Source organism: Nocardia sp. NPDC059195, assembly GCF_042754695.1.
GTDB lineage: Bacteria > Actinomycetota > Actinomycetes > Mycobacteriales > Mycobacteriaceae > Nocardia.
On the sequence record NZ_JBHZBG010000003.1, the window covers coordinates 259104 to 271722 of the forward strand.

At 67.5% G+C, this 12619-nt stretch carries 9 protein-coding genes; 4 read left to right on the top strand and 5 right to left on the bottom strand.

Going from position 1 to position 12619, the window contains the following annotated elements; translation table 11 throughout:
- Both ACFXKN_RS05980 and ACFXKN_RS05985 read right to left on the bottom strand, forming a co-directional pair.
- Entirely contained in the window at nucleotides 1–1995 is a 1995-nt protein-coding gene (locus tag ACFXKN_RS05980; protein ID WP_379432646.1) for an alkyl/aryl-sulfatase, read from the bottom strand.
- 111 nt (nucleotides 1996–2106) lie between these two features.
- The gene (locus tag ACFXKN_RS05985; RefSeq protein WP_379432525.1) at nucleotides 2107–3744 is read right to left on the bottom strand and encodes a PucR family transcriptional regulator; all 1638 of its coding nucleotides are present in this window, start codon (nucleotides 3742–3744) and stop codon (nucleotides 2107–2109) included.
- Nucleotides 3745–3876: 132 nt separating this feature from the next.
- Here ACFXKN_RS05985 and pruA point away from each other — a divergent pair, with 132 nt between their 5' ends.
- The 4 genes from pruA (at nucleotide 3877) to ACFXKN_RS06005 (ending at nucleotide 8698) form a co-directional block, all read left to right on the top strand.
- Nucleotides 3877–5523 carry an L-glutamate gamma-semialdehyde dehydrogenase gene (pruA, locus tag ACFXKN_RS05990; protein WP_379432526.1) on the top strand — a complete coding sequence of 549 codons (1647 nt, stop codon included), beginning with the start codon at nucleotides 3877–3879 and terminating at the stop codon, nucleotides 5521–5523.
- Nucleotides 5523–6488 (top strand): proline dehydrogenase family protein, encoded by a 966-nt coding sequence (locus ACFXKN_RS05995; protein ID WP_379432527.1) that lies wholly within the window; start codon nucleotides 5523–5525, stop codon nucleotides 6486–6488. Before pruA ends, ACFXKN_RS05995 begins: the two co-directional genes overlap by 1 nt.
- Before the next feature lie 128 nt (nucleotides 6489–6616).
- Nucleotides 6617–8044, top strand: a complete 1428-nt coding sequence (locus ACFXKN_RS06000) for an amino acid permease (RefSeq protein WP_378950272.1) — start codon at nucleotides 6617–6619, stop codon at nucleotides 8042–8044.
- Between the two features lie 30 nt (nucleotides 8045–8074).
- Nucleotides 8075–8698 (top strand): TetR/AcrR family transcriptional regulator, encoded by a 624-nt coding sequence (locus ACFXKN_RS06005; protein WP_378950274.1) that lies wholly within the window; start codon nucleotides 8075–8077, stop codon nucleotides 8696–8698.
- Here ACFXKN_RS06005 and ACFXKN_RS06010 read toward each other — a convergent pair.
- The 3 genes from ACFXKN_RS06010 to ACFXKN_RS06020 form a co-directional block, all read right to left on the bottom strand.
- Nucleotides 8681–10744 (bottom strand): AMP-binding protein, encoded by a 2064-nt coding sequence (locus ACFXKN_RS06010; RefSeq protein WP_378950276.1) that lies wholly within the window; start codon nucleotides 10742–10744, stop codon nucleotides 8681–8683. The two genes, ACFXKN_RS06005 and ACFXKN_RS06010, sit on opposite strands and share 18 nt — an antisense overlap.
- A 257-nt stretch (nucleotides 10745–11001) precedes the next feature.
- Nucleotides 11002–11394 carry a hypothetical protein gene (locus tag ACFXKN_RS06015; RefSeq protein ID WP_378950278.1) on the bottom strand — a complete coding sequence of 131 codons (393 nt, stop codon included), beginning with the start codon at nucleotides 11392–11394 and terminating at the stop codon, nucleotides 11002–11004.
- A gap of 125 nt (nucleotides 11395–11519) precedes the next feature.
- Nucleotides 11520–12347, bottom strand: a complete 828-nt coding sequence (locus ACFXKN_RS06020) for a carbohydrate-binding protein (RefSeq protein WP_379432528.1) — start codon at nucleotides 12345–12347, stop codon at nucleotides 11520–11522.
- Nucleotides 12348–12619 lie beyond the last annotated feature (272 nt).

Consider the following 12619-nt stretch of genomic DNA (forward strand, 5'->3'; position numbering starts at 1 on the left):
TCACGGGGTGACGATGGCGAAGTTCGGGTCCGGCTTGTCGATCAGGCCGGGCAGCGTCGCCAGGGCGGTGACGTCGCCATCGATGGCGATGTCACCGCTCGCGACACCCTTGCGCAGGTCGGCGCCGCCGACCAGGGTGGCGATCAGGGTCCGGCGGGTGAGGGTGATCGTCGCGTCGGGCGCGGGCAGCGCGTCACCGGGGAATCGGTCGTGGTGCACGAGCACGCCGTTGCGCAGTTCCACGCGGTGAACGCGGTTGTCCTCGTCGCTGATCCGCCAGTCCGTGGCCATTCGAACATCCCAGGCCTTCGGGCCGTCGATGCGCAACGACACGGCGTCGAACACCTGCTCCACGCTCAGCGCGGCGGCCATCGCCGCGGAGTTGGCCGTGGTCGGCGTGCCGAAGGAACCATGGCGCAGTTCGTGGGCGCCGCTGAGATAGAAGTTGCGCCAGGTGGCGTTCTCCGCGCCATAGGCGAGTTGCTCGAAGGCACTGGCCTGCAAGTCCTTTGCCGTCTTGTTGGCCGGATCGGCGAAGATCACGTAGTTCACCAGCTGCACGACCCAGCGGAAGTCGGCGGCGTCGTAGGCCTTCTGGGCGGTCCGCAGTGCCGCGTGGGCACCGCCCATCGCCTCGACGTGGCGTCGGGCATTCTCCACCGGCGGGTGTTCCCACAGGTGTGCCGGATTGCCGTCGAACCAGCCCATGTACCGCTGGTACACCGCCTTGACGTTGTGGCTCACCGAGCCGTAGTACCCGTGCGTCGACCACGACGCGGTGAGCACGGGCGGCATCCGCAGCATTTCGGCGATCTCGGCGCCGACATACCCCTGGTTCAGCAGTCGCAGCGTCTGATCGTTGAGGTAGCCGTACATGTCGCGCTGCAGCGACAGGAACTCCACGATCCGATCGGTACCCCAGACAGGCCAGTGATGCGAGGAGAACACCAGATCGGACCGGCGCCCGTAGCGGTTGATCGAATCGGTGAGATATTTCGACCAGACATGCGGGTCGCGGACCAGCGCGCCGCGCAGGGTGACGATGTTGTGCAGGGTGTGGGTGGCGTTCTCGGACATACACAGGATGCGCCGGTCGGGGAAGTAGAAGTTCATCTCCGAGGGCGCTTCGGTGCCCGGCGTCAGCTGGAAGACCATCCGCACACCGTCGACCGTCTCTTCCTGGTCGGTGCGGGTGACGTGCACGGTGGGCGGGATCAGGCTGATCGTGCCGACCGAAGTGGTCTGTCCCAGACCGGATCCCACCTGCCCCTTCGGGCCGCGGGGCAAGGCGGCGCCGTACATGTAGGCGGCACGACGGGCCATCGCCGTGCCCGTGTAGATGTTCTCGGCGACGGCGTGCTCCATGAACCCCGAGGGCGCGATCACCGGGCAGCGTCCGGCCGCGACGTCCTGCGGGGTGATGACGCCGTAGCTGCCGCCGAAGTGGTCGACATGGGAGTGGGAGTAGATCAGGCCGGTGACCGGCCGGTCACCGCGATGTTCGCGATAGAGCGCGAGTCCGGCGGCCGCGGTCTCCGCGGAGACCAGCGGATCGATGACGACCACGCCGGTCTCGCCTTCGATCAACGTCATGTTCGACAGGTCGAGACCACGGATCTGATAGAAGCCCGGCGCGATCTCGTAGAGGCCCTGCTTGACGGTGAGCTGGGACTGGCGCCACAGGCTCGGGTTCACCGACTGCGGACAGGACCCGGCGAGGAAGTCGTAGGAGTCGTTGTCCCACAACACTTTCCCTGACTGATCGGCCACCTTGCCAGGTTCGAGAGAGGCGATCCAGCCGCGGTCGGCATCGGCGAAGTCGGCGGTGTCGCCGAAGGGCAGCGTGTCGGCCAGCGCGCGGTTGGCATCCAGGATGGCCTCGGTCGGCTCGGTCTGGGCGCTCGACGGCGTGACTCCGCTCGGCTGGTCACCACATCCGGTGACGGTCGCGCCGACCGCGACCGCGGCGGCCGCGCCGACTCCGACACCCAGCATCCCGCGCCGCGACAGCTCGCCGCGACCCCTGTGTGCACTGTTCACCGCTACTCCTTCGTTCCACGACAGTCCGAACCGGACCACTATTGCAGACTAACTGCAATACCTGTGTTACCTCTGAGCAATCGGAATTGTCGGCAGCGCCGCCAGCTGGATATCGAGCAGAAGCCGATCCTCGGGATCGGTCAGGTCGATGCCGAGGACGGTCTCCACCCGCCGCAGCCGATAGCGCAGCGTGTTCGGATGCACGCGCAACGTGGCCGCGGCGACGCGCACCTCCCCGTGCGCGCGCAGATACGCCTGCACCGATACGCGCAGGTCGGCGGCGTGAGTTCGGTCGTAGGCGTCGAGGGCGGCCAGGCGCGGATCGTGCAGGCGCGGGCGCTCGCGGATCAGCTCCATGATCTCGGCGAGCAGCACCGCGGTCCTGGCGTCGGCCAGCGTGGCGACCCGGCTGCCCGAGGGGTCGGCGACCGGGCTGTCCAGCACCCGGTCGACCTCGGCGCGCGCGCCCGAGACCGCGGTGAGACCGGCGACCGGTGCGGCGATCGCGGCCCGCACGATCAGTTCGCGCGTCTGCTCGAGCTGGGCGACCAGCTTGCGCACCCACGAGCCGACGCTGCGCTCGGAATGGTAGGCGGGCAGCAGGACATAGACCCGCTCACCGATCGACTCGGTGACCGAATCATCGCGGAAAGCACTGGCGTGCAACCGGATCAAGCCACTCGACGCGGCCAGTCCCGCGGCGGGACCCACCGGCGCGAAGCCGATCACCGCAGCGGGACCGGTCGTCGGCAGGTTCAGCGCGGCGGCGACCGATGGCACGTCGACACCGTCACCGTGCGCGCCGAACAATCTGCGGATCAGCAATGCCTCGGTCGAGGGCGCGTCCAGCCGCCGCGCGATGATCCTGGCCGCCACCGCCGACGCGCCACGCAACACCTGCGCCGCGTCGGGGCGCAGCGCTCCCGCACCCTGCTGCAACCAGATGGTTCCGAGCATTCTGGATTGCGCGCCTTCCCCACGCCGAATGCCGACGACGAGTCTGCGGCGAATATCGAGCTCGGGATGTTCCGGCACGTCGACGACCTCGTCACCGCGCCGCACCCGGTCGAACACACCCCACTCACGCAGGATCCGCAGGTAATCGCTCGGACCTTCCCGGCCGAGGATGGACTGGATGCGCAGCTGGTCAGCCGACGCGTCCGAGGCCGAGTAGGCCAGGACATGCGACTGGGGGTCTTCGATCGAGACCATGCCGCCGGTTTCCCTGGCGAGCACCTGGGCCAATCCGAACAGGTCGGTGTCGGGGGCGAGCAGGTCGTGCTCGTCGGACGCGGCGCGCTGACCGGGTGAGCGGGCCAGCATCCGGCGGATCAGCGAGAACACCTGGTCCCAGCGCGCCTGCCGGTGGACGTGCACGAGCGCGATACCCGCGGCATGGGCAGCGGCGCGCACCGCGGGCGAGTCGTTGGCGCTCTTGGTCATCAGCACTCGCGGCCGTGCAGCGGGGTCGCGGTCGACGACCTCGCGCAACCAGCGCGCGGTCGCGGCGGCATCGACGCCGACGAGTAGATACACCTCGGGCAACGCACCCTCATCGTCGAGGTGTTCGGGCAGGTCGGCAGGCTCGGCCAGCGCAACGGTTCGCACCGCGACCTCATCGCCCGCGGGCGCGTCGACGAGGGTGGCGACGGTGTGGTCGAGGGCGGCGAGCAGCTCGCGCAGCGTTGTGGCCCCGTCGGACATCGAGCACCTCCATCTTGGTCGATCGGACAAATGCGAGGGCAGATCTTCATCCGATCAGACGATTATGCCTGCCGTCGATCGGTGTTGACTACGTCACATCCCGCTATCCGCCACGACGCAGGAGCCGCACTCATGGACGCCATCGCGACCACCCCGCCACCGGTCAACGAACCCGTCGGCACCTTCGCTCCGGGAAGCCCGGAACGCAGTCGCCTCCAGACCGCGCTCGCCGAGTTGTCCGCCTCCCCCACCGAGATCGCCCACGTGATCGGCGGCCGCCATCTGCCCGGCGACGGCCCTGCCTACGACGTGGTTCAACCGCATCGCCACGCCGCCGTCCTCGGCACCCTGCGTGACGCGAGTACCACCGACACCGCCGCCGCGGTCGAGGCCGCCTGTGCCGCGGCGCCCGCCTGGCAGGCGATGCCGTTCGACGATCGAGCCGCGATCTTCCTGCGCGCCGCCGACCTCCTTTCCGGGCCGTGGCGTTCGAAGATCGCGGCCGCGACGATGCTCGGGCAATCCAAATCCGCCTATCAGGCCGAGATCGACGCGCCGTGCGAACTGATCGACTTCTGGCGGTTCAATGTCTCGTTCGCCCGCGAGATCCTCGCCGGGCAGCCGCTCTCCTCGCCGGGTGTGTGGAATCGGATGCAGTACCGCTCGCTCGAGGGGTTCGTCTACGCGGTGACACCGTTCAACTTCAGCGCGATCGCGGGCAACCTGCCCACCGCGCCCGCGCTGATGGGCAACACAGTGGTGTGGAAGCCCGCCAGGAGCCAGTCCGTAGCGGCCTACCTGACGATGCGGCTGCTCGAAGCCGCCGGACTGCCGCCCGGGGTGATCAACCTGGTCAACGGGGCCGGCCCGGTGATCTCCGATGTCGTGCTGGCCGACTCACGGCTGGCCGGCGTGCATTTCACCGGGTCGACGGCCACGTTCCAGCACCTGTGGCGCGAGGTGGCGCAGCGCCTGGACGGGTACCGCACATATCCGCGGCTGGTCGGCGAAACCGGTGGCAAGGACTTCGTGCTCGCACACCCGTCAGCCGATCCGGCGGTGCTCACCACCGCACTGGTGCGTGGCGCGTTCGACTATCAGGGCCAGAAGTGTTCGGCCGCCTCCCGCGCGTTCGTCCCGCGTTCGGTATGGGCGGCGATGTCGGAGGACCTGATCGAACGGACATCGAACCTGCGCTACGGCGATGTCACCGACTTCACGAATTTCGGTGGGGCCCTGATCGATCGACCCGCCTTCGACCGCAATGCCGCCGCACTCGAGCGGGCCAAGGCGACACCGGGCCTGACCGTGGTGGCGGGCGGACACAGCGATGACAGCGTCGGCTGGTTCGTCGACCCGACCATCGTGGTCGGTGACGATCCGGCCGACGAGATCTTCCGCACCGAATACTTCGGCCCGATCCTGGCGGTGCACGTCTACGACGACAGCACCCCGACCGCCTTCGCCGACGCCATGGACCTCGTCGACAGCGGCAGCCCCTACGGCCTCACCGGCTCGGTCATCGCGCAGGACCGCACCGCGATCTCCGCGGCGACCGAGCGGCTCACCTTCGCCGCGGGCAACTTCTACATCAACGACAAACCGTCCGGCGCCGTCGTCGGCCAGCAGCCGTTCGGCGGCGGACGCGCGTCCGGCACCAACGACAAGGCAGGTTCCCCCCAGAACCTACTGCGCTGGACCTCCGCACGCACGATCAAGGAAACCTTCGTCCCGCCGACCGAGCACGGCTACCCCCACCAGGCACCGGAGGTCGGCTGATGTCGGCTCTGCTGCGTTCGACCATGCTCGCCGCCGCACGCTCACCCCGGCTGGAACGCGCCATCACCCGACTGCCGGTCAGTCGGGCGGTGGTGGCCCGCTTCGTCGCGGGCACCACCACCGAGCAGGCCGTGCTGGCCACCGAAACCCTGTTGTGCTCAGGGCGTTTCGTCAGCATCGACTATCTGGGTGAGGACACCACCGATCTGGCGAGCGCCGAGGCGACCGTCGCGCAATACCGGGCCTTGATAGCCGCTCTCGGCAAACTCCCCCAGTCCTCGGTGGCGACGGGAGCTGTTCGGCCACTGGAGGTTTCGGTGAAACTCTCCGCACTCGGACAGGCCCTGCCGAGCGACGGTCACGCCATCGCCCGCGAGCACGCCCGCCAGATCTGTGCCGCCGCCGAGGCCGCGGGGATCTGGGTCACCGTCGACGCCGAAGACCACACCACCACCGACTCGACGCTGTCGATCGTGCGCGAACTGCGCGCGGACTACCCGTGGCTGGGCGCGGTGTTGCAGGCGTATCTGCGCCGCACCGAGGACGACTGCCGCGCCATGGCGGGTCCGGGGTCGCGAATCAGGCTGTGCAAAGGCGCCTATGACGAACCGGAGTCGGTCGCCTTCCGCGACAAGGCCGAGGTCGACGCGTCGTATCTGCGGTGCCTCGGCGTGCTCACCGCGGGCGCGGGCTATCCGATGATCGCCTCACACGACCCGGCGGTGATCACCGCGGCCGGCGTGGGCATACAGTCGGCGCAGCGCAAGACCGAGGAGTACGAGTACCAGATGCTGTTCGGCATTCGCGCCGACGAACAGCAGCGACTCGCCGCCGCGGGCAACCATGTTCGCGTGTATGTCCCCTACGGTGACCAGTGGTACGGGTACTTCATGCGCAGGCTGGCCGAAAGGCCCGCCAACCTCGGGTTCTTCCTGCGCGCACTGGTCGGCGTGCGCGGGCGATAACCGGCTTCGGCCGAACAATCATTGCCGCTGAACATTATTCACTCTCGACGCCCGCTCCTCGCGCGTGGCGGTGTACTCGGATGAGCCCACCGTGACGCGACGGTGTGCGCCGATGGAAGGAAACGCGAATGTCTTTCGCAGAGTTGCGCACCCAGATGTTGCGCCGCAAACCACTGATAGAGGTCGACGACGACATCCCCAGTGACGAGCGCCTGGCCAAATCACTCGGGCTCTGGCAGCTCACCGCCATCGGCGTCGGCGGCATCATCGGCGCGGGCATCTTCACCCTGGCGGGCTCGGTCGCGCACTCGGTCACCGGTCCGGCGGTACTGATCTCGTTCCTGATCGCCGGTGTCGCCAGTGCCGCGGCAGCACTGTGCTACGCCGAATTCGCGGGCATGGTCCCGAAAGCCGGCTCGGCCTACACCTACGGCTACGTCTCGCTCGGCGAGCTCGCGGGCTGGTTCATCGGCTGGGACCTGCTGCTCGAATACATCGCGGTGGCGGCGGTGGTCGCGATCGGCGTGTCCGGGTACTTCGGGTTCCTGCTCGATCAGGTCGGCCTGACCCTGCCGGAGTGGATGCTCGGCGCGCCCGATACCGGCGAGGGCCGGGTGATCGACCTGTTCGCGGTGCTGTTCTGTCTGGGCACCGCGTGGGTTCTCTCACGCGGTATCGGCAGCGTCGGCCGGTTCGAGACGGTCGCGGTCGGCATCAAGGTCGCACTGGTCATGCTCATCGTGGTGCTCGGGGTGTTCCACATCGACAGCGCCAACTACGACCCGTACTTCCCCTTCGGCACGGGCGCGGTGTGGACGGGCGCGGCGACGGTGTTCTTCGCGGTGTTCGGTTATGACGCGATGAGTACCGCGGCCGAGGAATCCATCGACGGGCGCAAGCACCTGCCCAAGGCGATCATCTACTCCCTTGCCATCGCGATGGTGCTCTACGTGCTGGCCACGCTCGTGCTCACCGGCATGCAGAAGTACACCGAAATCAGCCCGACCAGCGGTTTCTCCACCGCGTTCGAATCGGTCGGGATGCCGGGCGTCGCCAATATCATCGCGGTCGGCGCGATCGTCGGCATCATCACCGTCGTGCTCACCTTCATGCTCGGCGTCACCCGGGTGTGGTTCGCGATGAGCCGCGACGGGCTGCTGCCCATCTGGTTCGCCAAGACCCACCCCACCCGCAAGGTACCGACCAGGGTCACCTGGATCGTCGGCTTCGGCGCGGCGATCCTGGCCGGTGTGCTGCCGATCAACACCGTCGCCGAGCTCACTAATATCGGCATTCTGATGGCCTTCATCGTGGTGTGCATCTCGGTGATCGTGTTGCGGCGCACCAGGCCCGACGCCCCGCGTTCGTTCCGGCTGCCGTTGATGCCGGTGATCCCGCTGGTCGGGATCGGCTTCTCGGCCTACCTGATCTGGTCGCTGCCGTGGGAGACCTGGGTGCGGTTCGCCGGTTGGCTTGCAGTCGGCCTGATCGTGTACTTCGCCTATTCGCGCAAGCACTCGCTGATGAACCGGGCCGCGCCGGAGCCGAGCAAGTAGGTCGGCGGCGGACTGTGCTGTGATGGGTCGATGAGATCGGAGCAGGACGCCGCGGCGGGCGCGAGGCAGGCGCGCGCGCCGCGGCGGCGGCGAGATCCGGCGAAAACGCGCGAAGCGATCATCGACGGACTGCTCGCCGCGGTGACCGCGGGCGATTTCGCACCGACCGCGCGCGAGATCGCCGCCAGAGCGGGCACCTCCGAACGCAGTGTCTTCGTGCACTTTCCCGATCGGGAAGCGTTGCTGGTGGCCGCGACGGAACGCCAGTCCGAGATGGTCGAGGCGTGCCTGGTCGTCCCGGATCCCTCGACTGCCCTGGCCGAGCGGATCACGGTCGCGGTGCGCCAGAGCGCCGCGATCTTCGATCTGCAGCGCGTGCCCCGGCTGCCCGGTCTGCAGGAATCTCGATCGATCGCCGCGATCGACGAACGGATGCGGCGCACCGACGAACGCATCCGCGCCGTGCTGGCCGCGCTGTTCGCACCCGAACTGTCCCGGCCGGACGGTGAGCTCGACGGCAGGCTGCTCGATCTGGTCGACGGCGCCCTGGCCTGGCCGACGCGCCACCATCTACAGGACCGGCGCGGACTGTCGGGCGAGCAGGCGTCGGCGACGATCGAGCGCGCGGTGGGGTTGCTACTCGCTCAGCGCTGACCCCGGCACGAGCACCCGCTTGAGGATCTTGCCGGTCTCCCCACGTGGCAGCGCGCTCAGGAACGTGACATCACGCGGGACCGAGAATCGGCTCAGACGGTTGCGGATGTAGGTCCGCACCATGTCCGAATCCAGCCCGGCCCCTTCACGTTTCACCACGAAGGCGGCCAGCCGCTGACCGAACTCCCGGTCGGGAACGCCGACGACCGCCACTTCGCTGATCTGGGGAAGGTGGGCGAGCGCCTCCTCGACCGGTCGCGGGAAGACGTTCTCACCACCGGAGATGATCATCTCGTCGTCGCGGCCCGCCACGAACAGCCGCCCCGCGGCATCGAGGTAGCCGAGGTCGCCGGTATCGAGCATGCCGTCGGCCTCCTCCGGCGGCGCGGAGTTGACGTAGCCATCGAAGAGCATGTGGTTGGCGACGAAGATGTGCCCGGTGGAGCCCACCGGCACCGGACGCAGGTCGGGACCGAGCACCGCGACCCGGGTGCCCAGTGGCGGGCGGCCCGCGGTCGTGGGCGATACCCGTAGGTCGTCGGGGGTGGCGACGCTGGCCCATGACACCTCGGTCGAGCCGTACACGTTGTAGAGCAGGTCGCCGTAGCTGTCCAGGAATCGCAGCACGGTGGCCCCGGCCAGCGGCGCACCACAGCTCACCACGAACCGCAGGCTCGACAGATCCAAGCCGGCCCGGACCTCGTCGGGCACCTCGAGCAGGCGTTCCACCATGGTCGGAACCACGATCAACGTGGTGATCCGGTGCTCGGCTACCGCGCGCAGGCAGTCCATCGCATCGAAACCGTCCGACAACACCACGGTCGCCCGCAATGCCGTGCTGAGCTGCAACCCGGCCAGGCCCCAGGTATGGAACAGCGGCGCGGGGATGAGCAGGACCTCCTCCACGCGCAGCGGGATCCGCGAGAGCAGCGCGGCGATGGTGCCGAAACCCTTGGCGTGCGGGCGGCGCGCACCCTTCGGCGAACCGCTGGTGCCGGAGGTGAGCACGATCAGCCTGCCGGGATGAGCGGGAACCGGGAAGTCGTTGTGCGCCTGGGCGATCAGGTCGTCGACCGTCGTGCGCTCCGGGTCCGGCGGACAGTCGTCGGTGGTGTAGCGGGGGACCTCGCTGTGCAGGTAGCGGATCAGCGTTTCCAGCGCACCGTCGACGAAGACCGCGCTCAACCGGTGCCGCTGTACGATCTCCTCGATCCGCCGCCCCGACAATCCCGCATTGAGCAACGCCACGTCGACGCCGAGTTTGCCCGCGGCGACCATGGTTTCGACCATGCCCGCGTGATTGCGCGCCAGCAGGCCGATGGCGTCACCCTTGCGCAGACCGATCGAGTACATCGCCGCGGCCAGCGCGGTGGATCTGGAGTCGACCTCGGCGAAGGTGCGGTGCCCGCCCGCGTCGATCAGCGCGAGCCGATCAGGTGCGTAGGCCGCGCCCGCCGCGTAACCACCTGCCAGGTTGAAACCCCACTTCGACAGGGAGCGAAGCTGTCTCACGATCGACCTCGGCTCGGGCCGCATCAGCCCGGTGGCCGCGATACTGCGCGCCACCCCGGCATTGCGGCGCACCATCGAACGCTCGGCATTGATCACCACCGAGGAACGGGTGCCCGCGATCGCGTCGGCGGTACGGCGCAGCCCCGCCTTCACCCAGTCGGTGACCAGTGAGTTGCCGCCCTGCTCGATCAGCGGATGGACACGCGCGGCCGCGAACAGGGTGATGTCGAGTCGGGTCCGCTCCTGATCGCCGCGCAAGCGGATCGCGGCGAAGCTGCCGAGCACCGGGCTGCGCAGTTCGAAACTCTCGTACCAACGGCCGATGACCAGGATGAACTCGTGCGTCCTGATCCCGCCGCTCGCAGATCCGATCCGCACCTGCCAGTGGACCGCACCGTCGGGACGTTCCACCGGTTCACAACTGCCGATGCCGGTGAACATCCGTGGATAACTCTGAGGATCGAGCAGCACATCCCACAACGCTTGTCGCGCGATGGTGAAATCCGCGCTCACATCGATGACGTCGGTGACCAAACTCCGTGCTCTACTTCCCGTCGGCCTTTTCGACCCAGCTGGTCGGCGGGCAAAAATGGGCGCTGCGGTCATTACCACCTCGCGGGTCGCCACGCTACCCGGCCGCGGCGCCCCTTCAACAAGAATCAGACAAAACCGGTAGTTCGGGACCGTTTCGGCCGGATTTTGGTTTGTCGGCCACACCTGCCGACATCGCCGATGTGAAACTATCCAATCGCTTGCACGCTTCCCGCGGATGCCGAAGTATTGCTGGCAGGTCAGCCGCCGGTGACCACACAGGATTCCCCGAAGCGGAAGCCCCGGCCGACCGTCACATTCGCGCTACTGGCGATACCGTCCTGGACGGCGGTCAGCGCGTGGGCACCGGTGTAGGACGGCACCCAGTTGAACATGGCGACGCCGTCGGTCGGGGCGACCACGGCCAGGAGCGCGCCGTTGTCGTAGAAGGCAACAGGAACGATGCCGACGCTGAGCCTGGCCAGCAGCTGATGGGTGCATCCGGTGCCGTAGTCGGTTGCCGAGCCGACGCTGAGGTTGGGTTTCACGGTCAAGTGCGAAACACCGGCCGAGGCGGTGGGAGCGCCGAGGGTCGTGGCCAGCATTGCCGTCCCGATGGCCGCGACGGCGATGGCGAATTTCCTGTCACTCATATCTCACGTCCTTGTGCTGCGGGCCGACCGAACGCGAGGCCGGCGAGTCGGTCCCCATCCTCACCCCATCGTGGGACCGATGGTGGGAGAACACACGAACCGTTTCGCCTGCCTCGTCGTGCCGGCTACACCCGGGACCAGAGTGCGGGAGTGTTCGGCGGTGTCCAGTTCGGGTCGTGCACCGTGTGCGCCTGCCTGCAGCTATAGGTGGCGCCCTGGTAGGTGACCTTGTCGCCGATGGCATAGGTGGCACCCTGACGCCAGGCCGATCCGGTGGGGGCAGCCGTTGTCGTCGGGTGCTCGTGCCCGGGAGTGGTTGTCACCGGCGGTTTCGTGGTCGTGGCAGGAGGTTTCGTGGTGGTCGCGGGCGGCGTGGTGGTGGGGGCAGGAGTGCTGGTGGTCGGCCGGGAAGTGGTCGGCTTCGGGGTGGTCGTAGCCCCGGGTGTGCCGCCTATCTCGAGATCGACGCAACTGTAGAACGCCGCTGCGGTATCACCGATATTCCATACTGCCCGCAATTTCTGCCGACCGGAATATTTCGTCAAATCGACGGTATGGGTCACCTCCATGGACGGCTGTTCGTTTCGACCGTCGAACACGGCGACCCTGGTATTTCCGATGAAGTATTCCCAATTCAGCGTGCGATGGTTCGCGGTGTTCTTCCACGTGAAACTCGCACTGCCGGAAACCTTTTGCGGCACCCAGCCGAGGCTGTCGTCATCGAGCTCGGGGTATTTGTTCGCACTGCAGTTGGTGAGCCCCTTCGGACCCTCCACACTCTGCGGTTCGTATTTCACCGCGCCGCAGGGCACGAGGCCACGGGCGCATTGTTCCTGCCTGCTCGCGGGCCCGGTGATCCAGCCGTGCGCAGTAGCGCTCCCGGCCGGGACCAACGCGGTGACGATGGGCGCCAATGCCATTGCTCCGGCGAAGAACAGAATTCGGCTTCTCACTATCAATACTCCTTGGAAACGCACGCGGAGGACGGCAGGGGCCGGCTTGCCGTCCGGGAAACATTTCGAGCGATGACACTGAACACTTCGATATCGAACTGTGACAGGGACATTAAGGCGGCGAAGATCAACCGTCAACCGTCCTGATAGCGAAAAATACTGCTACCGGCCGGTATTCGCGAACCTTTTGGCAGGAGTGCGAATTCAGCGAATGAACACGTTTCAGACCAACCGGTTCCCACTCGGAGCAACCGGCGAGTTAATTGACCAGC

What these genes read in the sequence shown, in the direction of transcription:
- ACFXKN_RS05980 (WP_379432646.1), bottom strand. Translation starts at nt 1,995, where the DNA reads ATGCTGGGTGTCGGAGTCGGCGCGGCCGCCGCGGTCGCGGTCGGCGCG.
- ACFXKN_RS05985 (WP_379432525.1), bottom strand. Translation starts at nt 3,744, where the DNA reads ATGTCCGACGGGGCCACAACGCTGCGCGAGCTGCTCGCCGCCCTCGAC.
- pruA (WP_379432526.1), top strand. Translation starts at nt 3,877, where the DNA reads ATGGACGCCATCGCGACCACCCCGCCACCGGTCAACGAACCCGTCGGC.
- ACFXKN_RS05995 (WP_379432527.1), top strand. Translation starts at nt 5,523, where the DNA reads ATGTCGGCTCTGCTGCGTTCGACCATGCTCGCCGCCGCACGCTCACCC.
- ACFXKN_RS06000 (WP_378950272.1), top strand. Translation starts at nt 6,617, where the DNA reads ATGTCTTTCGCAGAGTTGCGCACCCAGATGTTGCGCCGCAAACCACTG.
- ACFXKN_RS06005 (WP_378950274.1), top strand. Translation starts at nt 8,075, where the DNA reads ATGAGATCGGAGCAGGACGCCGCGGCGGGCGCGAGGCAGGCGCGCGCG.
- ACFXKN_RS06015 (WP_378950278.1), bottom strand. Translation starts at nt 11,394, where the DNA reads ATGAGTGACAGGAAATTCGCCATCGCCGTCGCGGCCATCGGGACGGCA.